This window comes from Ammoniphilus oxalaticus, assembly GCF_003609605.1.
GTDB classification, from domain to species: Bacteria; Bacillota; Bacilli; order Aneurinibacillales; family RAOX-1; genus Ammoniphilus; species Ammoniphilus oxalaticus.
Genome location: NZ_MCHY01000008.1, coordinates 55580 through 76051, shown reverse-complemented (window position 1 = coordinate 76051; position 20472 = coordinate 55580). Strand labels below are relative to the sequence as shown.

General features: G+C 44.6%; 18 protein-coding genes and 1 other annotated feature. Of the genes, 3 read left to right on the top strand and 15 right to left on the bottom strand.

From position 1 onward, the window contains the following. Positions 1 to 38 precede the first annotated feature (38 nt). The 4 genes from BEP19_RS06550 to BEP19_RS06535 all read right to left on the bottom strand — a co-directional run bounded on the left by BEP19_RS06550 (position 39) and on the right by BEP19_RS06535 (position 6597). Positions 39 to 1169, bottom strand: coding sequence for a glycosyltransferase (locus tag BEP19_RS06550; protein WP_120189053.1), 1131 nt, complete (start codon positions 1167 to 1169; stop codon positions 39 to 41). Between the two features lie 56 nt (positions 1170 to 1225). Further along, positions 1226 to 2566 (bottom strand): glycosyltransferase family 4 protein, encoded by a 1341-nt coding sequence (locus tag BEP19_RS06545; protein WP_120189052.1) that lies wholly within the window; start codon positions 2564 to 2566, stop codon positions 1226 to 1228. 20 nt (positions 2567 to 2586) lie between these two features. Beyond that, the gene (locus BEP19_RS06540) at positions 2587 to 3888 is read right to left on the bottom strand and encodes a nucleotide sugar dehydrogenase (protein WP_120189051.1); all 1302 of its coding nucleotides are present in this window, start codon (positions 3886 to 3888) and stop codon (positions 2587 to 2589) included. 345 nt (positions 3889 to 4233) lie between these two features. Further along, on the bottom strand, positions 4234 to 6597 hold the full coding sequence (locus BEP19_RS06535; RefSeq protein WP_120189050.1) for an endonuclease MutS2: 2364 nt from the start codon (positions 6595 to 6597) through the stop codon (positions 4234 to 4236). A gap of 113 nt (positions 6598 to 6710) precedes the next feature. On the opposite strand from BEP19_RS06535, the gene BEP19_RS06530 reads away from it, so the two are divergent. Continuing rightward, the gene (locus BEP19_RS06530; RefSeq protein WP_170145292.1) at positions 6711 to 7109 is read left to right on the top strand and encodes a phage holin family protein; all 399 of its coding nucleotides are present in this window, start codon (positions 6711 to 6713) and stop codon (positions 7107 to 7109) included. Between the two features lie 241 nt (positions 7110 to 7350). Here the strand turns inward: BEP19_RS06530 and BEP19_RS06525 are convergent, their stop codons facing one another. The 7 genes from BEP19_RS06525 to BEP19_RS06495 all read right to left on the bottom strand — a co-directional run bounded on the left by BEP19_RS06525 (position 7351) and on the right by BEP19_RS06495 (position 13912). Further along, a complete protein-coding gene (locus BEP19_RS06525) occupies positions 7351 to 7560 on the bottom strand; it encodes an alpha/beta-type small acid-soluble spore protein (protein ID WP_120189048.1) in 210 nt (69 codons plus the stop codon). A 119-nt stretch (positions 7561 to 7679) separates the two neighbouring features. Further along, positions 7680 to 8225, bottom strand: a complete 546-nt coding sequence (locus tag BEP19_RS06520) for a CvpA family protein (protein WP_120189047.1) — start codon at positions 8223 to 8225, stop codon at positions 7680 to 7682. 1 nt (position 8226) lies between these two features. Further along, positions 8227 to 8493 carry a cell division protein ZapA gene (zapA, locus tag BEP19_RS06515; RefSeq protein WP_120189046.1) on the bottom strand — a complete coding sequence of 89 codons (267 nt, stop codon included), beginning with the start codon at positions 8491 to 8493 and terminating at the stop codon, positions 8227 to 8229. 141 nt (positions 8494 to 8634) lie between these two features. Next, positions 8635 to 11058 (bottom strand): phenylalanine--tRNA ligase subunit beta, encoded by a 2424-nt coding sequence (gene pheT, locus BEP19_RS06510; RefSeq protein WP_120189045.1) that lies wholly within the window; start codon positions 11056 to 11058, stop codon positions 8635 to 8637. 16 nt (positions 11059 to 11074) lie between these two features. Next, the gene (gene pheS, locus BEP19_RS06505; protein WP_120189044.1) at positions 11075 to 12109 is read right to left on the bottom strand and encodes a phenylalanine--tRNA ligase subunit alpha; all 1035 of its coding nucleotides are present in this window, start codon (positions 12107 to 12109) and stop codon (positions 11075 to 11077) included. A 42-nt stretch (positions 12110 to 12151) separates the two neighbouring features. After that, positions 12152 to 12411: a binding site (T-box leader), on the bottom strand. A 17-nt stretch (positions 12412 to 12428) separates the two neighbouring features. Beyond that, on the bottom strand, positions 12429 to 13241 hold the full coding sequence (locus BEP19_RS06500) for a TrmH family RNA methyltransferase (RefSeq protein ID WP_120189950.1): 813 nt from the start codon (positions 13239 to 13241) through the stop codon (positions 12429 to 12431). A gap of 11 nt (positions 13242 to 13252) precedes the next feature. Continuing rightward, positions 13253 to 13912, bottom strand: coding sequence for a potassium channel family protein (locus BEP19_RS06495; RefSeq protein WP_120189043.1), 660 nt, complete (start codon positions 13910 to 13912; stop codon positions 13253 to 13255). Positions 13913 to 14043: 131 nt separating this feature from the next. On the opposite strand from BEP19_RS06495, the gene sspI reads away from it, so the two are divergent. Beyond that, complete coding sequence (sspI, locus tag BEP19_RS06490; RefSeq protein ID WP_120189042.1) at positions 14044 to 14262, top strand: small acid-soluble spore protein SspI; 219 nt, start codon at positions 14044 to 14046, stop codon at positions 14260 to 14262. A gap of 81 nt (positions 14263 to 14343) precedes the next feature. Here sspI and BEP19_RS06485 read toward each other — a convergent pair whose 3' ends face one another. Next, positions 14344 to 15423, bottom strand: coding sequence for a M42 family metallopeptidase (locus BEP19_RS06485; protein WP_245983409.1), 1080 nt, complete (start codon positions 15421 to 15423; stop codon positions 14344 to 14346). 57 nt (positions 15424 to 15480) lie between these two features. Further along, positions 15481 to 17241, bottom strand: a complete 1761-nt coding sequence (locus tag BEP19_RS06480; RefSeq protein ID WP_120189041.1) for a B12-binding domain-containing radical SAM protein — start codon at positions 17239 to 17241, stop codon at positions 15481 to 15483. Between the two features lie 133 nt (positions 17242 to 17374). Between BEP19_RS06480 and BEP19_RS06475 the strand changes: the two genes are divergently transcribed. Further along, complete coding sequence (locus BEP19_RS06475; RefSeq protein WP_120189040.1) at positions 17375 to 17761, top strand: sigma-w pathway protein ysdB; 387 nt, start codon at positions 17375 to 17377, stop codon at positions 17759 to 17761. A gap of 38 nt (positions 17762 to 17799) precedes the next feature. Here BEP19_RS06475 and leuB read toward each other — a convergent pair whose 3' ends face one another. Further along, positions 17800 to 18879: a 3-isopropylmalate dehydrogenase gene (leuB, locus tag BEP19_RS06470; RefSeq protein WP_120189039.1), complete on the bottom strand. Its 1080-nt coding sequence runs from the start codon at positions 18877 to 18879 to the stop codon at positions 17800 to 17802. Positions 18880 to 18903: 24 nt separating this feature from the next. Then, entirely contained in the window at positions 18904 to 20463 is a 1560-nt protein-coding gene (locus BEP19_RS06465) for a 2-isopropylmalate synthase (RefSeq protein ID WP_120189038.1), read from the bottom strand. Positions 20464 to 20472: the final 9 nt, after the last annotated feature.

Sequence of the window (20472 nt, the reverse complement as noted above, 5' to 3'; positions counted from 1 at the left end):
AGTCCTCGACACTGTGGTTTTAACACATGTTCGAGGACTTATTTACGCTTATTTTTCGAGATTATCTTTTGGTAAACATCGGCTGTTTTTCTTCCCATCGAATCGAGAGAAAAATCTGTCTTCACTCGTTTTACAGCCTGTTCAGTCAATTGTTGAGCCAATTGATCATTTTGCATGAGCGTTAAGATTTTAATTGCGATATCTGTGCTAGAACGAAGCGGGACAAGCAAACCATTGACTTCATCCTCTACAAAATCGAGGATCCCGCCAACTCCCGTTACGACAACAGGAATAGAAGCTGCCATTGCCTCCAACACATTTAAGCCCAGACCTTCGGATAATGAACCGCTCACAAAACATTGGAAACTATGTAAACAATCTGGAATATCTTTGCGAAAACCGAGAAAATGCACGTGGTCTTGAATCGACAACTCAACGCTCATTTTTTTCAACGTTTGTTCATAGGGACCTGCTCCCACGATCACTAAATGCGCGCTAGGTTGATCACGAAGAATTGTGGGCATGGCTTGCAACACATACTCAATCCCTTTCGCTTCGACTAACCGCGAGACGACTCCGATCAGATAGGCCTCCTTCGGCAAGGCAAGTTCCTCGCGCAACTTATCCCCTTGACCAGACGCATAAAGGTCGAAATCAATCCCGTGATGGACAAGCGAAATCTTCTCGTTGGGAACTCCTTCGAACAGCAATGTATCTTCGATTGAGCGCGAAATGGCGATGAACTGATTGTTCAGCCCTCTCGTTCTCTTTTCCATATTAGAGGCTACAAAGAACGCTAACTGATTTTGGTAATCATATCTCAGTATGCTATGTATCGTCGTCACTAACGGAATAGGCAATTTCCGCGCCGCAAGTCGACTAAAGAAATTGGCTTTAACCCCGTGAGTATGAATGATATCCGGTTGTTCTTTCATAAAAATCTGTTTCAAACTTGTAAGCAATCGAAGATCAAATCGCCCATGCGCAAGAACCTCTACTTCTATGCCTTGTTTTCGCAACCTTTCGGAAAACTCGGCTTCATAAAAGCAAACAACCCTCCCAATGTAGCCGTAGCGAGGTAGTAAGGATAAAAGCTGGATGATGTGTTGTTCCGCTCCGCCAAATTCTCCTCCGCCAATTACATGTAGCGCCCTTCTGTAGTGGTTCATGGTACAATCCCTTTCCGATGCTAACTCAAAAATGAATCTATCTTTCTATTGTATCGTTAGGTCGTGATTTGATCAAGAAGCTTAGCTAACATCCCAGCTTGTGTTTTTCTTTGATACATGCTCGTTGATGGTTCAATGACTGTCGATCGCTCCGTCCCATCCTGATTCAACCATTGCTCATACAAAATCATAATGCCCGCCTTAATCTCTTCTTTTGATGTTGGATTCACAACTTGCCCAAGTCCGTATTGTTCGATGATCGCCGTCGATTCCCCAGGCAAACTTAGCGCTAAGATTGGCTTGCCAATCGCCATATATTCAAATAGCTTGCCCGGAATATAGCGTCCTGACCCTGGCGCCGTATCCGCAATTAACAGCAAAACATCTGAGCTTTTCAATTCAATTAGCGCTTCCTGGTGCGGCAAATGCCCTAACACCTTCACAATATCTTCCAAACCTAACGCCTGAGCGCAGTCCATGTTTTCTGTATAGCCTGGATAGTCAAAAACACCCGCAAATTTTAATTCAATTAAGTCGCGCTTTAATTTCCCTTCAGCCAACAGTTCATGAATCGCCTGTAAAAATAAGCGCGGATTTCTCTCCTGATAAAATATCCCTGTATAAATAAAAGAGCAGCGTTGTCGATCGGATGCAATCGTGGCTAATTGCTGATAGTCTTCGGGATCAAAACCGTTATGAATGACTTCCGTCCGTTTAATGACATTGCCAAATTTACGCTGAAAGTCGTTCGCGAATGAACGAGTAACCGTAAGCAAAATATCCGCTTCACGCAAAACGTTTCGTTCCATCTTCTCTTCAACTTTCTCCCGCCACGCCACGCCTGGACGATGCATGTTTTGAGTCCAAGGATCGCGAAAGTCTACAATCCAAGGAAGACGCGTCTTCTTCTTTAAACGCAAACCGACGAGATGATTCGTGTACGGACCAGAAGTGGAAAAGATCGCGTCAATTTGATGTTCCCTAATAATCTCAAGACCTTTCTTCGTTGCAGATGGGAACCAAAGAATTTGGTCATCGGGAATAAGCGCATATTTCTTCATCTTTTTGAGTGTCGGAAAGAGAGCCGCTTTCACTGCGCTCTTCACATTTTTCTTCTGATTCGAGTTGTCCGTCTCTGACGAATCAGCTGAAACCGCAACAGCTGGCGGGGCCCCGAATGAAAACTCCTGTGTTCGATGAATGATCACCGTCTCGGGTAATTGGTTGAGCAACGATTCGTCTAAGGAAACATGGTAGATCGGTTCGACGGTCAACACGTGAACTTGCCAGCCATATTGATTTAGATATTTCGCCATTTTTAACGCTCTTTGCACACCGCCTCCGCCGATTGGCGGAAACAAGTAAGCGATAATTAAAACCTTTTTGGATTGATTCATTTTATCTCAACTTCTTTTTACTATATTCTCAACAATGTTGCCCCGTTTGAAGCCGTTTTAGGAATACGATGCTTCGTGTCAAGCAGAATCGGATCCTCGGCCATTCGCTTAATGAGAGCCTTCCAATCTAAGTCTAAAAACTCTTCCTGGACGGTTAAATAAATAAGAACGTCCGCATCATCGATCGCTGCTTGAATGTCGTCCACTTTGTACGAATAGACACTTGGCACCGCTGGATCATAGGCCTTGACGATGGCGCCACGCTCCAAGAGAAGTTCTACCACGTGATGCGGCGGACTAATCCGATCATCATTAGAAAAGTCTTTCATCGCCAAGCCAATCACCGCCACTTTTTTATTAAGCAGTGAATCTCCTCGTTTTTTTAACTCGTTATCGACCATATCCACCAGTTCTTGCGGCACGGCGTCATTGATTTTTCGAGCCAACTCCAACAGACCAATATCTACGCCCAGTTCCTTTGCTTTCGGCAATAAATAATACAATGCATTTGGCAAACAATATCCGCCCACACCCGGTCCAGGCGTCAATAAATTCACTCGTTTATGGGTATTCGCCACTTTAATTAACTCGAACGTATCGATTCCTAACTTTTCGGAAAAACGAGCAAATTGCTGTACCATCGCAATGTTTACATCGCGCTGAATATTTTCAATCACTTTCGCCGTTTCCACAACTTTAATTTCTGAAACGGTAATTTCCGCCTCTGTCACGAACCCTAAGATCGATTGCGCCCGTTGCGCGCTCTCCTCATTGACCCCGCCTAGCGCAAGAGGCATATGGATAAATTCCTCAAATGCTTTCCCTTCGGCGATTCGCTCGGAAGAATAAGCTAAATAAAAATCTTCCCCCGCTTTTAAACCGCTCTGTTCCAGGATTGGAGCGATGAACTCCTCCGTCGACCCAGGAATGACGGTGCTTCTAACAATGACCGTGTCCCCCTGCTTCAATACGGTTGCTAGTTCTTCGCAAGCGCTTCTTAAATAGGTAAGATTCGCGTCACCGTTCTCAACCGGAATCCCGACCGTAATAATATAAGTATCAACTTGGGATGCAGCTGTTTTATAGCTCGTTGTCCCTGTAAAACGCTGCTCTTTTAATTGTTCCCTTAATATTTCTTCTAATGACTTCCCCTCGTAAAATTCGAGATGGTGGGATACGCCGCGATTGATATTTTCAATATGTTGTTCAAGTACATCCACGCCGACCACTTTGGCCCCTTTCATTGCATAAGTTAACGCTAGTGGGAGCCCGATAAATCCTAAACCGATGACAGCAACTCTAGGTTGCGCATTGAATTCCATACTATTTCCTCCAAGTTTTTGAAAATACATTTTATGTAGTAGTTATAAACCAATAGGTTATGCCGCCTATAAAAAAGATGGTTGAAAAAATAATCAAAATGATCGTTAAACGTTTAAGCATTCATTTCCTCCAACGTTTATTACCGTTAACTATCCATGAATTATACACTATTATGCCCTAAAAGGGATATAGGAAAAAGCGGTTCCACGCGGGCGGCTAGGCAAAAAAAAAAGCGACCTTCAAGTGGCCGCAAGAACTCCCAACCTACTAATTAGGTTGATACACACATCATACCTATCTTTGCGATTCTCGTAAAGATTGAAATATTTCCATGACTCATTTTTTCACTTCAGTTCTACGATCGTCGCCCCAACCCCGCCTTCGCCTTGACCGCCAAAGCGGTACGATTTTACGTTTCGATGATTCTTTAAATAATTGTGAACACCCGTCCGTAACGCGCCTGTACCGCTTCCGTGAATCAAAGAGACACGATTCAAGTTCGAGATGAGCGCGTCATCCAAGTACTTATCAATGACTGGTAACGCATCATGAACAGTATAACCGCGCAAATCAATTTCCGGGCGGGCCGTCTCACGTGACATTTTAATTTTCGTATACGCGCTCGGCTCTTGCTTCTTTTTGGAACCAAGTTTAACAAGGTCTTTCGCCTTAATTGTCATTTTCAAAATCCCTAACTGAACTTGGAATTCATTGTTACTGAGATTAGCAATGATTTCCCCTTTCTGTCCAAGGGAAGTGACTTCGACTTCATCACCGATTTCTAATGTTTCCAGTTTTCTTCGTTTCGCTTGTTGCTTTCTCTCTGTCTCTCGTTCAAATTCAGGTATGGCTCCCTCAAGCCTTTTCTTTGCTTCAATTAACTTATGTTCTTTAATCCCATGCTGCTCTTCTTGAGCTAACCTTCTCAGATCCGCGATAATTTCATCCGCTTCTCTTCTCGCTTTGGCCACAGATTGCGCCGCTTCCTCTTCCGCTTGTTGAAGCAACTGGTTCTTTGCGCGGGCAAATTCGGCCTGTTCCCTTTCAAGCTCTTCACGTTGTTGCTCCATTTGCTTGCGAAGCTGATCCGTCCGCAAACGATTTTGTTCAGCGGCTAAACGGTTTTCTTCCAAGGTGGCGATCATCTTCTCAACGCGGGAATCATCGACGCTAATATGAGCTTTTGCCTCTTCGATGATCCCAGACGACAAGCCCAAGCGTCTAGCAATTGCAAATGCGTTACTTCGACCAGGCACCCCGACTAATAAGCGATACGTCGGACTTAATGTTTCAACGTCAAATTCCACACTCGCATTAAGCGCCTGCGGTCGATTGTACGCAAAAGCTTTCAATTCGCTATAGTGGGTCGTCGCCACAACTTTGGCTCCGATCCCATACATATGATCGAGAATCGCCATCGCCAATGCAGCGCCCTCTGTTGGGTCTGTGCCCGCGCCAAGTTCATCCATAAGAACGAGACTATTGGCGTCAATCTGTCCGAGGATTTGAATGATATTCGTCATATGTCCTGAAAATGTGCTTAAGTTTTGCTCTATACTTTGCTCATCCCCGATATCCGCGAAAACACCTGAAAAGATAGCCATCTCACTATCATCAAGGGCAGGAACATGCAATCCGCTCGCGGCCATTAAAGCGTGTAAACCGATCGTTTTTAATGTTACCGTCTTACCGCCCGTATTCGGTCCAGTCACAATCAGCGCTGAATAGTCATCACCCAATTCAACATCGATCGGCACGACTTCGTCTAACGGAATTAACGGGTGTCGACCTTTGTTTAGTTTAAAATAACCATTGTCGTTGAGCTTTGGCTGTGTGGCCCTTATTTGGTGGGCATAGCGCGCTTTTGCGAATGCGAAATCAAGTTCCGCCAGCATTTCCACGTTATGCGTAAGCATCTCAGCCTGCGCGGCCACAAGCTCTGTCATCTGTCGCAAAATACGCTCAACTTCTCGTTCCTCTTTTAAGCGATACTCTCGCAATTGATTATTTGCCTGTACGACCGCGTCGGGTTCGATAAACAAAGTCGCTCCAGAAGCCGACTGATCGTGAATCATGCCGCCAAAAACGTGACGATACTCTTGTTTAACAGGTATCACATACCGCTCTCCACGCACAGTCACAATGCTCTCTTGCAACATCTTCTGGTAAGATGAGGAACGAATAATCGAATCCAATCTTTCTTTAATACGTGATTCCGCAGTACGAATTTGAGAACGAATCTGAGCGAGGGCGGCGCTTGCCCGATCCACCACTTGTCCGTGTTCATCAATCGCCGCCTCGATCTCGCGTTCTAGCTCCGCCAAACGTTCAATCTGAGAGGTGAACTGTTCAAGTAAAGGCAGCGATTGTTCTTCTTCGATGACCGCTTCAATCGCTTTTCTCAATCTCCATCCGCCGCGAATCACACCGCTAATATCTAGCAGTTCGGATGTGCTTAATGTTCCGCCAAGCTTGGCCCTGCCGATGGCCGCTCGAATATTGCGAACGCCCGCAAAAGGGACGCTGCCTTTCAGCCGAATCACCGTATAAGCTTCAAATGTGATTTCTTGTCTGGTCACAGCCTCGCTAAGCTCCGTTGTCGGTTGTAGGCTCTCTATTTTTTCCCTTCCCAATGTAGAAGAGCAATGATCTAAAAGTTGTAAAATTACTTTATCAAATTCCAATGTTCGAAACAGCCGATCTTGCACCAAAAATCCCCTTTCTTACTCCAATGTCTTTTTATTATAACACGTAAAAGAATGTATAAAAAAAGCAGCGCCGGGGTAGCCTAGTTTACTATCTATCAAAAAGGATGATTGTTTTGACTACAACTTTACTCCGTTATCTCATGCGCTTTTTATTCATTTCCTTCGCGCTTATGTTGGTCGCGTTTCTCGTCCCAGGCTTTTCAATTCGGAGCTACACCGCGGCATTGCTCACCGTATCGGTTATGGCAGCTCTCGCGGCGCTTACCGAATCTCTTTTAAACAAACCCATTTCTTTATATACTCCCAATTTTATTGGACTGTTAGTGACTGCTTTAATCCTCTATATTAGTCAGTTTATCATCCATGGCGTTCGTATTACACTGATTGCCTCCCTCGTAGCATCCATGTTATTAACAATGTTGCTCCCCTTAATTTCAAGAGGAGACCTTTTAAACGGTCTTAAGAATAATGGACAAAAGTCCAACTATCCGTCAAAAAAAGGGATAAAATAGATGGACATTTGACAACTAACCCCACTTTATAGCTTCGAAAAAGGGGGATACAGTGTATGTAAGTGGATTTTTGACAACTAACACTCGTACTCACGCGGGAATTACCATCAATAAGTGGAATTCCGACAACTATTGACCGCCATGGCAAAACGGGGGACCCCGACCACCATACCTCCAAAAATAAGAAGGTTGTCCCGATAAGTTAGCTTAAGACCAACTTTCGGGACAACCCAAATCCATTTTATTTAATTTGTTGTCCAGCAAGCGCGCTCTCTGCCATTTTCACTAAACGCTTCGTAATTTCTCCGCCTACAGAACCATTGCTTCGCGATGTCGCATACGCTCCGAAATCATAGATCCCAAATTCGTTTGCGATCTCATACTTAAGTTCATCGATTAATGATGCGGATTGAGGAACAACTAACTTGTTTTGGTTTTGATTCGTCGGCATATAAATTCCCCCTTTATTAAGGTGTACCTTATGTTCCGCAGAAAATCCTCTCTGCATTCCTTGAAATTAAAGGGAAGACGAAATGAATCAGACCCGATCCAGCAGTTAAATTCATTCCGTCAGATCTCGCGCAACGCCGCTCGTTTCGGCCACTCTGGCAACTGTTTTGTAAAACGAGAAGAGTGATCGTGGGCGTATTGGGCAATGACCGATTGATCAAATTTCCCCTGCCAATTGTCAGGCATCAGCGGAGTCAACTGAACGACAATCAAGACGAGCGCAACTACCTTTAACACGCCGACACATCCGCCAAGACAGCTATTCATAATTGAAATTAATGGTAATTCCGCTAAAGATTGAAGGAATGAGCCTGTCACCCTGCATAGTATTCTCGCAAAAATGAAAACAAGAAAAAACGAAACAGCAAGATAAAACCATTTATGGATCGCTGGCATTCCTAAAAACGTTTGAAATGGGGGATAACTGCTCGTGTGAGGGAGAGGAAATTGTTTTTGAAGAAACACAGCTGTATCCTGCGAAAAAGAATAGGCGATCAGAAGAGAGAGAACAATCCCGACCAAACCGATCGCTTGCCCGATAAATCCTTTGCGATAACCCGACCTTATCGCCAATAGAAAGAGGCCTATTATAGCTAGATCGACCATCTTATTCCCCCCGTTGTTGTTCCTCCTCAAGAATACGAATCAACTCATCATACTCTTCCTTCAATTGATGCAATTCATCCGCGATATTTAAAGCGGATAGTACAGCAATTTTAGCCGTATCTAAACGCGTATTGCCATCCGCGACCTCACGCATTTTTGCATCTACAAAATTTGCGACTGATCGGAGATGCGAGGCGCTTGCTTTTCCAACCATCCGATATTGTTGACCATAAATGTCCACTGTTATTTTGTTTCTTTCATCACTCACGCGTTATTCATCCTCCATCCTTCCAACATTTCCTTAGGTAAGTATTATTATACATTCACTTGGAATAAAAAAAAAGGAGGGTCCTTCCCTTTTAACAGGAAAGGAGACCCTCTTTCCCTAATTATAGGGTCTCCACCTAGTTTATGAACGTAATTCTGCCTGATACGTCGTCGCCAAAGCCGCTACGATTCGCTCGTGAGCTTCATTTACTTCTTCATCCGTAAGGGTTCCTTCTGGTTTGCGATAAATAAGAGCGAAAGCTAAACTCTTCTTGTCCTTCGCAATTTTATCCCCTGTATAAACATCAAATAATTCCACGTTTTCCAGAATCGAACCGCCTTGCGCTCGAATCAGCTGCTTGATATGGCTAGCAGGGATTGACTCATCAACTAGGATACTCATATCACGCGTATTTGCCGGGTATCTTGGCAACAGTTGATACTGACCTAGCCTTGCTCGCAACGTATATAACTTCTCTAAATCAAGGTAAAAAACGTAACTTTCATCGATATCATATTTCTTTTGTAACGCTGGATGAACTTGTCCAACGTAACCGACCGAAACATCCCCAACCGCAATAGACGCTGTACGGCCAGGATGCATTCCTATGAGATCGCTCGTCCCCTCATAAGCAGCCCCCGTAACACCTAGCTGTTCCAACAACACTTCTACCGTCCCTTTTATCGTATAAAAATCAACGGGTTGAGCTTGCTGAGTCCAATGTTCTGTCGGGTAATCGCCAGTCATTAGCCCCGCAACAACGAGACTTTCCTGCGGTAACCGGGTTAGTTGAGCCTCATTGCTAATAAACACACGACCGATTTCAAAGATCGCCACATCGTGAGTCTGCCGATTTTTATTGTAAGCCGTCGTCTCAAGTAAGTGCGGCAATAAGTTCACCCTGAGGCGACCGCGCTCCTCACTCATCGGCATATTCAGCAAGATTCCTTCTGTATCCTCATGCAAAGGCGCAAAATCGTACATGATCTGTTCATTTGTAAACGAATAAGTGGAAACTTCATACAAACCAGCGCCGACCAACACGTTTCTCGCATCACGCAACCAAGCCTGATAATCCGTTAATCTCCCCCGAGTAGTCGGACCTGTCGGCAAGCTAGTTGGAATGTGATCATAGCCGTGTAGACGAGCCACCTCTTCCACTAAATCAACCTCACGCGTAATGTCTTGGCGTCGAGATGGAATTTCGACTTCAAATACACCCTTGTTCATTTCAAACGCGAATTTCAAACGATGTAAAATAGCTTCTGTTTCCGACAACGTTAGGCTCGTGCCCAGCGCCGCATTCAAGCGATCTTGTCGAAGAGTGACTGTGATCCTGTGATGTGGCTTCGTTTCATCTTTGGCGATACCTTTTGCAACAACACCTTGGGCAAGTTCCGCCATTAAAAGGGCCGCTCGGTCCAACGCCTTATGCGCGCCTTCGGGATCCACTTCTTTCTCGAAGCGTAAGCTTGCCTCAGACCGCATGTTTAACTTTTTAGAAGTTTTACGCACAGAAACACCAGAAAAAAGCGCGGATTCAAGCAATATGGTCGTCGTCTGCTCCGATACCTCTGAATTTGCGCCGCCCATCACACCCGCTAGCGCGATCGGCTTCTCGCCGTCCGTAATCAACAACATTTCATCATCCAGTTGATGCTCAATTTCATCCAACGTTACAAATTTTTCGCCTTGTTCAGCAAGACGAACGACGATTTGTCCATTACGTACTTTTTCATAATCAAACGCATGCAATGGCTGCCCTTGTTCCAGCATAACATAGTTTGTAATGTCAACGATATTATTGATCGGTCGAATCCCTGCCGCCATTAATCGATTTTGCATCCATTGCGGGGAGGGACCGAGTTGAATATCAGTAATTAAACGCGCAGAGTAATTCGCGCACTGTTCTGAAGCTGCGATTGAAACAGCCACTTGTCCTTCAATCGATTGTCCATTTTCAGGCGGATCAAGGCGAGGCAAGTTCACTTCCCTCCCTAGGATGGCGGCAACTTCATATGCAACACCAATCATACTTAAGCAATCAGACCGATTTGGCGTCAACTCCAATTCAAGCACGGTATCATCGAGACCAAGGTAAGCGAGCGCGTCTGCTCCGATCTCAGAATCATTCGCTAAAACCATGATTCCATCTTGTTGGCTTTTAGAAAGCAACTTATCATTGATTCCTAATTCTTTAGCCGAACAGATCATTCCCTTTGATTCAACGCCCCTTAGTTTCGCCTTTTTAATTTTTAAACCGCCAGGCAACACAGCTCCAACTTTAGAGACCACAACGCGCTGACCAGCGTCCACATTTTCCGCGCCGCAAACAATTTGCAGCCGCTCATCCCCGACATCTACCTGACAAACACTCAACTTGTCCGCATCGGGGTGTTTGCTCTTTTCCAACACATGACCGACCACAATTTGAGAAACGCCCTGATTCCGTTGCTCTACCGCTTCTACTTCCACACCGCTGCGCGTCAATCTTTCAGCCAGCTCTTCAGGTGTAATTCCTGATAAATCTACATACTCCTTGAGCCAATTAAATGATAATCTCATTTTCTACACTCTCTCCTTACCGACGATTAAATTGCTTCAAAAATCTAAGGTCATTGTTGTAAAAGTGGCGGATGTCCTCAATTCCGTATTTGAGCATCGCAATCCGCTCAACGCCCATTCCAAACGCAAAACCTGTATATTTTTCGGAGTCATATCCAGACATTTCAAGCACTTTTGGATGAACCATACCCGAACCTAAAATTTCTAACCAGCCTGTATCTTTACAAACGCGACAGCCTGTCCCATGACATACCGCGCACGTAACATCCACTTCCGCGCTCGGTTCCGTAAACGGGAAGAAACTAGGACGCAATCGAATTTCCACATCGCTGCCAAACATCTCTTGCGCAAAAAACAACAAGATCCCTTTTAAATCACTCATTCGAATATTTTCATCAATCACAAGCCCCTCGATTTGAGTGAATACGTGTGAATGAGTCGCGTCATCATCGTCCCGTCGATATACTCGTCCAGGGCACAGGATTTTAACAGGCGCCTCCCCTTGCTTCGCTTCCATTACCCGAGCTTGGTTTGGCGATGTATGGGTACGCATTAAAATATCTTCCGTAATATAAAACGAATCTTGCATATCGCGGGCCGGGTGATCCTTCGGCAAATTTAACGCTTCAAAGTTATAATAGTCGGTTTCAACTTCTGGACCTTCCGCGATTTCAAAACCGAGCCCAATGAACAAATCTTCAATTTGCTCGACAATCAAAGTGAGCGGGTGCTTTGCTCCTCTTGCCACAACCCTACCTGGCAGCGTCACATCAATTCGTTGACTCTCTAATTTTTCCTGCAATATAGCTTGCTCGAAAGCCTCCGTTTTTTCTTTAAGCAGCGATTCAATCACCGCTCGAACCTCATTCGCTTGTTGCCCCATAACAGGCCGTTCCTCAGGCGAGAGTTTACCCATTCCTTTCATTATTTCCGTGAGGGCCCCTCTTTTTCCTAAATACTTGACTCTAAGATCATTGAGCTCTGCAAGATCTTTAACATCCGATAAGCTTGCGAGCGCTGCTTCTTTTAACTCCACTAACTTTTCCTGCACAGTAATTCCTCCTTTAATCCAACAAAAAACCTCTCATCCCTGGCAAGGGACGAGAGGTCGCGGTACCACCCTTATTAGAACGATTACAAATACGGTCGATCGTTCTCACTTTACAAATGTTTAACGGTTGTTCACCGGTACCCCCTATTCGATATCCTTTCAGGGGACAGCTCCGGAGTGAATTCAGCTAGGTTACGCTATGAGGGAACTTCCAGTCTAGGCTCCCCTCCCTAAAACGATTAACGTAGCCATCGTTCGTTCATAGCTCGATCCTACTTACTTGTCTCCATCTTCACTTTATAATCATCTTCAATTCACGTTAATTATAGTCAATCGGCGCTTTCGGCGCAACTTGCTTTCTTTGACGGGTCGCTTCATACATAATAATTCCCGCGGCGATCGCGGCATTCAACGATTCAGCGCGGCCGTAGAGTGGGATCTTAATCCTTGAAGAGCAAGCGCGCAAAATTTCCTCAGAGACGCCATTCGCTTCATTGCCGATGACGATTCCAATAGATCCTGTGTAGTCTTGCTCATCATAGGCGACCGCCCCTTCCAAACTTGCGGCAATGAATGTGTATTCATGTTGTTGCAGCTGCCCAATAATTTCCGCTAAGTTCGCTTGAATAATCGGAATATGAAAAATAGAACCCATTGTTGAACGGACCACTTTGGAGTTATGCGGATCGACTGTGCCGTTGCCAAGGATGATTCCATCGACCCCCGCCGCGTCAGCTGCGCGAATGATCGTTCCAAGATTACCTGGATCCTGAATCGCGTCTAATAACAGCAAATACTTTTTATGTATAAAGGATTCCAATTCGTCCTTTTGGATTTTCGTAATCGCCATAATTCCTTGCGGCGTTTCTGTTTCAGACAATCGCCTCATAATAGTATCAGACACTTGAAAGCAAATTGAAGGGTTCGTCTGAGCAAATTGGCTAATGATCTCCGTTGCGGGGAATGCCTCCGTCATTAACAAGGCTTCGATTGGCGCTTCCTGCTTTATCGCCTCCTCGACTACGTGTTCCCCTTCAACAATAAACGATCCCGCCTGTTCTCTTCCTTTCCTTTTGCCTAGCTTAGCCCATTCTTTCACCCTTGCATTCTGTACCGATTCGATTCTTTCCATATCATCCACCTCTACTTACTCTTCTCCTCTAGTCGCTTCAAGTCACTATTATGTCCGATCACAACGAGCACATCGTCCTCCTGAATTACATCTTCCGCATTCGGAGCAATGTTTATGTTTTCACCGCTTTTAATCGCCATCACGTTCACCCCAAAGCGAGCGCGAATATCCAAGGTGACCAAATCTTTTCCAATCATCCCTGTAGTTGCCGCAATCTCAGCAACACTATAATCTTCGGCAAGTTCAATAAAATCTAAAATACCGGGTGAAACTAAATTGTTGGCAACCCTTGCCCCCATATCCCTTTCTGGGAATACAACCCGATCCGCTCCAATTTTATAAAGGACCTTACCGTGCCGTTCACTTTGCGCTTTTACAACAACTTTCTTAACCCCTAGTTCTTTTAAAATTAGCGTAGACAAGATGCTTGCCTGAATATCTTCGCCAATTGCAACGACAACCACGTCGAAATTACGCATCCCCAATTCTTTTAAAGCTTGTTCATCAGTCGAATCAGCCTGTACAGCGTAAGTAACCGACTGGATATGATCTTGAATTTTCTCTTCATCCGTATCAATTGCCATTACATCATAACCCATCTCATACAATGTCTTTGCTACACTTGAACCAAAACGTCCCATTCCAACTACCGCGAATGCTCGATCCGCCATGGCCCTCATTCCTAACATGATTTTTTTGTAAAAAATATTATAGCACAGCTAATTACCAATTCCTAACGGGATGAAAACGAGGAAGCATGCAAACGATAAAATGATCACATTTATGTCGGGAGGCAATCTAAATGCAACCATCTCAAGTCGATTTGCGTCGAGCCGTGCTTGCTAATGTTTCCGATTCATCGCTTGGAGAATTGCGAGAGACAATCATTGATGCGATCACAAGCGGCGAAGACAAAACGTTACCAGGTCTTGGCGTTCTGTTTGAAGTGCTGTGGAATCATAGCCCCGTCGAGACGCAGGGACAAATCCTGCAAATTTTACATCGTGAAATTAAACAATAACACGCCAATCCTCACTGCCACTTCGCTTAAAACAAAAAGAGTTCACCCGACGGTGAGCTCTCTTTGTTTTCTAACACGACATTATACCGATCTAATTTGTTCTAATTTTTGTTGATCTAAACGTTTAATTACTTCCACCAATAATCGTACCGCATTGTCGAAATCATCGCGATGAAGAATCGACGCGTGGCTGTGAATATATCTCGTCGCAACACTTACGACAAGGGATGGAACCCCCTTGCTATGCAAGTGTAATCGGCCCGCGTCCGTTCCGCCGCCAGAAATGGTGTCAAATTGGTATGGGATTTCTAATTCGTCCGCTGTTTCAATGACAAAATCGCGCAGTCCACGGTGTGGAATCATTGATGCGTCATAAAGCAGTAGTTGCGGCCCAGCGCCTAACTCTGACTGGGCGTCTTCCTTCTTGATGCCAGGCGTATCTCCCGCGATTCCAACGTCAACCGCGAAAGCGATATCAGGATCAACAGCGTGAACCGATGTTTGCGCTCCGCGTAATCCGACTTCTTCCTGAACCGTGCCAACGCCGTAAACAGCGCCCGCATAATTTGTATCTTTCAGCTGCTTAAGCACTTCGATTGCAATCGCGCAGCCAATCCGATTATCCCAAGCTTTTGCCATTAACAATTTTGGGTTTTTCATCACTGTAAAAGGACAGATGGGCACGACCGTATCGCCGGGACGAATCCCAAACTCCTCTGCTTCTTCTTTGCTGCTCGCTCCGATATCAATAAACATACTCTTAATTTCAACAGGCTTGCGTCGAGCTTCAGGGCTCAAAATGTGAGGCGGCGTTGAACCAATTACCCCTTCAATCGGGCCTTTCCTCGTTAAAACGGTTACGCGTTGGGCAAGCATCACTTGATTCCACCATCCACCAAGCGGTTGGAACCGTAGAAACCCTTTGTCCGTAATCATCGTAATCATAAATCCGACTTCATCCAAGTGACCCGCAACCATCACTTTTGGGCCTTGCTCCGGATTGCCTTGTCTAGCGATCAAACTTCCCAGATTATCGGTATAAACCTCGTCAGCATAAGGCTCTATGTACTTCTTCATGACTTCCCGAACGGCCCCTTCATGACCGGGAGCGCCTGGCGTTTCCGTTAATTCCTTGAACATTTCTAGCTGATTGTCCAGCATAAAAAGCCTCCTTTGTATAGTTTTGGTAATACGGGTCTTTCACGCATTTATTATAACCTAGTTTTCCGCGATTTGCACATCAGCCAGATTAGCCGTAAAGTAGCTCGGAAGTTGGCCTAGCTCATAATAGACAAGTAACAACGTTTCCGCTTCGGTAATCTCGCCGCTTGTCTCATATTTCTGCAAGTCAAATGGCAAAAGCTCGACGACTGCCCGTTTGTGCAATTCTCTTTCATCCATGTTATAAGACGTAAATTTCGGGCCTAATAGGTTCGGCTCATTTGCCGCCAGTCTCATTAACCGTTGCTGTTCGCTTTTTTCCATTTCAAACGTCCACCACGTTCTACGCGGCTTGTTGCGTTGCGTCAAAAAGTAATCTAACTGCATGATGCCCTTTGCAATCGGCAGATCCTTAATTTCTATATGCTCAAGAAATTGATAAAGTCGTGTAAACAAATCCTCGAGCTGATGTCCGATGCGTTGCCACCCATTCAATTCCCAATAGTCGCCAAACTGTTGGAAGAAATCGAACGGTGTTTCAAATTGTGTAGAAACCAAAAATTCGACTGTGCGATCCAGCCGGTGCGCATTCCAATACTTCTCCAAAACGTCTTCTACCCTTTTTATTTTGACGATATCGGAAAAAGGAAGCACGTCGTTACCTAATATTTCGTATGGGGCATGCTCCATCCACTTGTATCCATACTTGTCGGCATTGATCCTCATCCCTGTTCCTCTTAACATCTTTAAAAATCCTAACTGCAACTCCTCTGGTCGCATCGCGAAAACATCGTTGAACGTTTTACGAAAGGAATCATAGTCTTCTTCAGGCAATCCCGCAATTAAATCCAGATGCTGATCAATGTTTTCCGCATTTTTGATGGTCATTACTGTATGGCTCAATTTGTCAAAGTTCTGGCGGCGTTCAACGAGTATATTTGTTGCATCATTCGTTGATTGCACTCCAATTTCAAATCTAAAAATGCCAGGCGGAGCATGTTCCGCGAGATAATCCAGCACTTCAGGTCTCATAATATCTGCTGTAATTTCAAATTGAAAGACTGCTCCTCCGTGGTTCTTAATTAAAAAATCGAAAATTTCCATTGCATAATCACGGCGAATATTAAACGTGCGGTCAACAAATTTGATCAGTTTTACACCGTTATCAATTAAGTATTTCAGTTCTTTTTTTGCCCGCTCAATGTCAAAATAGCGCACTCCAACCTCAATCGAAGACAGACAAAAACTGCAAGAGAAAGGACAACCTCGCGAAGTCTCATAATAAACGACCCGATTGCGCAACTCCTCTATATCATCAAAACCAATATACGGCGAAGGAATGTCGTTTAGATCTAAGCGGGGATTAGGCGGATTTATCACAACCTCCTCTCCCTTTCGATAAGCAATTCCAAAAACAAGATCATATTTATGTTCGCCCTCAATCTCACTTAACAAATGATGAAGCGTTTCTTCTCCTTCTCCAACGACAATAAAGTCGACGCCTTGTAGTCGCTCCATCCAATAAGCTACGTCATAGGATACTTCAGGTCCGCCTAGTATGATCTTGAGTTGGGGATTTATTTTCTTTAACATATCAATTAAAATGATCGTCTCTTCAATATTCCAGATATAACAGGAAAAACCAACAACCGTTGGATTCGCGTTGATAATATCCGTGACGATATTGATAGGAGTATCCCGAATTGTAAACTCCATCATTTCTAATTCAAAATCTTGTTGGCAATACGCTTTTAAATAACGCAAAGCGAGTGAGGCATGAATATATTTAGCATTTAAAGTGGCAATGACTGTTTTCATTGGAAACCCCTTTCTCTGTGGGACGAATTGACCCGCAAACTTGCATTCTATTACAATGTACCTAAAATGAATCCAATTAGCTATTCTAATCGTATAGTAAGTCATATAAACCTAATCTTGTGAAGGAGTTACTATGATTCTCATTATTCGTATCCTGTTACTCATTTTATTAATCCTTGGAATTTATTGGTGTTTTACATTTTTTCTCCATCCCTATCGGAAAATTAACCGAGCGGTAGAACAGAAGCGAACCATCATGATGGACGACAAAGGAAATGTTCACCGCAACATTCTACTCGTTTATCGCGGCGTTCTATTTGAAGGGGAAAAATATATGGGGACGACGGAAGAAGCTTTTCAAATCGTTAAAATACACGTCTGGCCACGTCGCCATGAAGAACTTGTCGGATTGCAAAGAGAAGATTTTGAAGAAATCAGATCGATGATCCACGCCGCGTATCCCCATGCGGAAATAAGCTGGAAGAGCCCGATTCGCGAGTTGCTCCACAATAGTGAATAGCCATAGAAGGAAGTAGTACTCCTTCTATGGCTATTTTTTTAAGCTTCTAATATTTCGGCGATATAGTTTGCCATGTCGTTCGTTCCAACTGAAATTTCTCCAGTTGTGGCAATATCCGCTGTGCGAATTCCTTTATTCAGCACATCTTCAACCGCGTCTTCAATTCGTTTAGCGGCGTCATCTAGTCCGAATGAATAACGCAGCATCAATGCCGCTGACAAAATCGTAGCAATTGGATTAGCCAATTCTTGCCCAGCAATATCAGGCGCGGAACCATGGACAGGTTCGTATAGACCTAAATTTCCATCGGTTAAGCTTGCCGAGGCGAGCATCCCGATTGAACCGGTCAGCATTGCCGCTTCATCGCTTAAAATATCGCCAAACATATTTTCCGTTACAATCACGTCAAACTGTTTTGGCGCCCGCACTAACTGCATAGCGCATGCGTCCACTAGCATGTGCGTACATTCAATATTCGGGTACTCTTTAGCTATACGCTCAACAACACTTCTCCACAATCTAGAGCTTTCCAACACATTCGCTTTATCAACAGATACTAATCTGTTGTCTCGTTTACCTGCGATTTCAAAAGCCATCCTTACGATTCTTTCAATCTCATCTTCATGGTAAAGCAATGTATCGACGGCGACTTCCTTGCCATTTTGGTCTTCATATCGTTTCTTTTCCCCGAAGTAGATTCCACCCGTCAGTTCGCGCACGACCATGATATCTACTCCCGCAACCAGCTCTTCTTTTAAAGAGGAAGCTTTGGCCATGCATTCGTACATTTGCGCCGGACGTAAGTTTGCATATAGGTCGAGCTCTTTTCGAAGAGCCAATAACCCTGCTTCCGGTCTAAGATGGTTCGGATTCTGATCCCACTTTGGTCCGCCAACCGCTCCTAACAAGATCGCATCCGCGTTTTTCGTAATTTCTAACGTTTGTTCTGGAAGCGGCGTTCCATCCGCATCAATCGCGCAGCCGCCAAGTAATCCATATTCAAAATTGAATTTCACTTTTTCTTGGTGCTCAATGACTTTCAGTATTTTTACGGCCTGTTCCATAACTTCGGGGCCGATTCCATCCCCGGGTAAAACGGCGATTTTAAATTCCTTCATTTGTATTCCATCCTCTTTACATTTCTAGTTCATCGTTGAGGTTAACGGAAGCGGCTCTACCGCATTAGAAGAATCTCTTCTTCTAGCAATTATTTTATTAATCGCCTGGATATAAGCTTTGGCGCTAGCTTCCAATACATCCGTGCTTACGTCGCGTCCTTGCACCGAAATACCATTTTGACTTAGACGAACATAAACTTCTCCTAATGCGTCCTTTCCATGGGTGACAGACACAATCTTATAATCGTCTAATGTGACTTCTTCTTCTGTCACGCGATCAATCGCTTTATAAATCGAGTCAACAGATCCATTCCCCACAGCGGCCTCTTCCACCATCTCGCCGTTTGCTAACGCGATCCGCACGCTCGCTGTCGGAACGGACAAGTTACCATATGCTAACTGAAGCGATTCGAGCACAAATGCTTCTGGCATTTCTAGAATCTTCGAATCGAGCAACGCGACGATATCATCATCCGTTACTTCCTTTTTCCGATCGCACAAGTCTTTAAAGCGAACAAAAGCCTCATTGACTTGCTCTCGCTCAAGACGGTAACCTAATTCCTCCAGCTTATCTTTGAATGCGTGACGACCCGAGTGTTTACCCATCACGAGTTTATTCGATTTAAAGCCGACTGTTTCTGGACGAATGATTTCGTATGTCGTAATTTCCTTCAAGACACCATCCTGGTGAATTCCGGATTCATGGGCAAACGCATTCGCTCCGACAATCGCCTTGTTACCAGGCACAAACATCCCTGTTAAGCGACTGACGAGTTTACTTGTGCGCGCAATCTCGTCAAGCTTAATATCTGTCTTTGCTTGATAAATGCCTTTTCGCGTATCAAGGGCAAGCGCCACTTCTTCTAGAGCCGCATTCCCCGCGCGTTCGCCAATTCCATTCACCGTACATTCAACCTGTGTCGCTCCGCCTTCAATCGCCGCAAGCGAATTCGCTACCGCCATTCCCAAATCATCATGGCAATGACTACTTAGCTTCACATTTTCGATTCCCGGCACACGCTCACGCAACTGTCTGAATATGTTTCCATATTCAACCGGCGTCATATACCCCACCGTATCAGGTAAGTTGATTACCTTGGCTCCTGCTTTTACGACAGCCGCAACCACTTCTGACAAAAAGTCAATTTCTGTTCTAGCCGCGTCTTCACACGAAAACTGAATTTCAGAAAAGTACTTTTTTGCATAGGTCACCGCCGCTACCGCCTGCTCGACAACTTGTTCCTTCGTCATTTGAAGCTTGTGTTGCCGATGAATCGGAGAAGTCGCTAAAAAGACATGCACGCAAGCATTTTCCGCGTTTTTTAGCGCTTCCCATGATTTATCGATATCCCCTTCTAAAGAACGAGACAGGCTGACAACGGTTGTGTTTTTCACACGTTTTGCTACTTCTTGAATGGCTCTAATTTCACCAGGAGAAGCAGCAGCAAACCCAACCTCCATCCTTGTCACACCGAGTCTCTCTAACTGTAAGGCAATCTCGATCTTTTCATCGATGGTTAGATTCACTCCCGGTGACTGTTCACCGTCACGCAGCGTTGTATCAAAGATCTCAATTTTCCTCATCAGCTGCCA

Coding starts and splice junctions, on each gene's coding strand:
- BEP19_RS06550 (WP_120189053.1), bottom strand. CDS start 1,169: ATGAACCACTACAGAAGGGCGCTACATGTAATTGGCGGAGGAGAATTT.
- BEP19_RS06495 (WP_120189043.1), bottom strand. CDS start 13,912: ATGGCGGATCGAGCATTCGCGGTAGTTGGAATGGGACGTTTTGGTTCA.
- pheT (WP_120189045.1), bottom strand. CDS start 11,058: ATGAGATTATCATTTAATTGGCTCAAGGAGTATGTAGATTTATCAGGA.
- BEP19_RS06480 (WP_120189041.1), bottom strand. CDS start 17,241: ATGAAAACAGTCATTGCCACTTTAAATGCTAAATATATTCATGCCTCA.
- sspI (WP_120189042.1), top strand. CDS start 14,044: ATGCAACCATCTCAAGTCGATTTGCGTCGAGCCGTGCTTGCTAATGTT.
- BEP19_RS06485 (WP_245983409.1), bottom strand. CDS start 15,423: ATGCTGGACAATCAGCTAGAAATGTTCAAGGAATTAACGGAAACGCCA.
- BEP19_RS06475 (WP_120189040.1), top strand. CDS start 17,375: ATGATTCTCATTATTCGTATCCTGTTACTCATTTTATTAATCCTTGGA.
- BEP19_RS06540 (WP_120189051.1), bottom strand. CDS start 3,888: ATGGAATTCAATGCGCAACCTAGAGTTGCTGTCATCGGTTTAGGATTT.
- BEP19_RS06520 (WP_120189047.1), bottom strand. CDS start 8,225: ATGGTCGATCTAGCTATAATAGGCCTCTTTCTATTGGCGATAAGGTCG.
- BEP19_RS06500 (WP_120189950.1), bottom strand. CDS start 13,241: ATGGAAAGAATCGAATCGGTACAGAATGCAAGGGTGAAAGAATGGGCT.
- BEP19_RS06525 (WP_120189048.1), bottom strand. CDS start 7,560: ATGCCGACGAATCAAAACCAAAACAAGTTAGTTGTTCCTCAATCCGCA.
- BEP19_RS06545 (WP_120189052.1), bottom strand. CDS start 2,566: ATGAATCAATCCAAAAAGGTTTTAATTATCGCTTACTTGTTTCCGCCA.
- BEP19_RS06465 (WP_120189038.1), bottom strand. CDS start 20,463: ATGAGGAAAATTGAGATCTTTGATACAACGCTGCGTGACGGTGAACAG.
- leuB (WP_120189039.1), bottom strand. CDS start 18,879: ATGAAGGAATTTAAAATCGCCGTTTTACCCGGGGATGGAATCGGCCCC.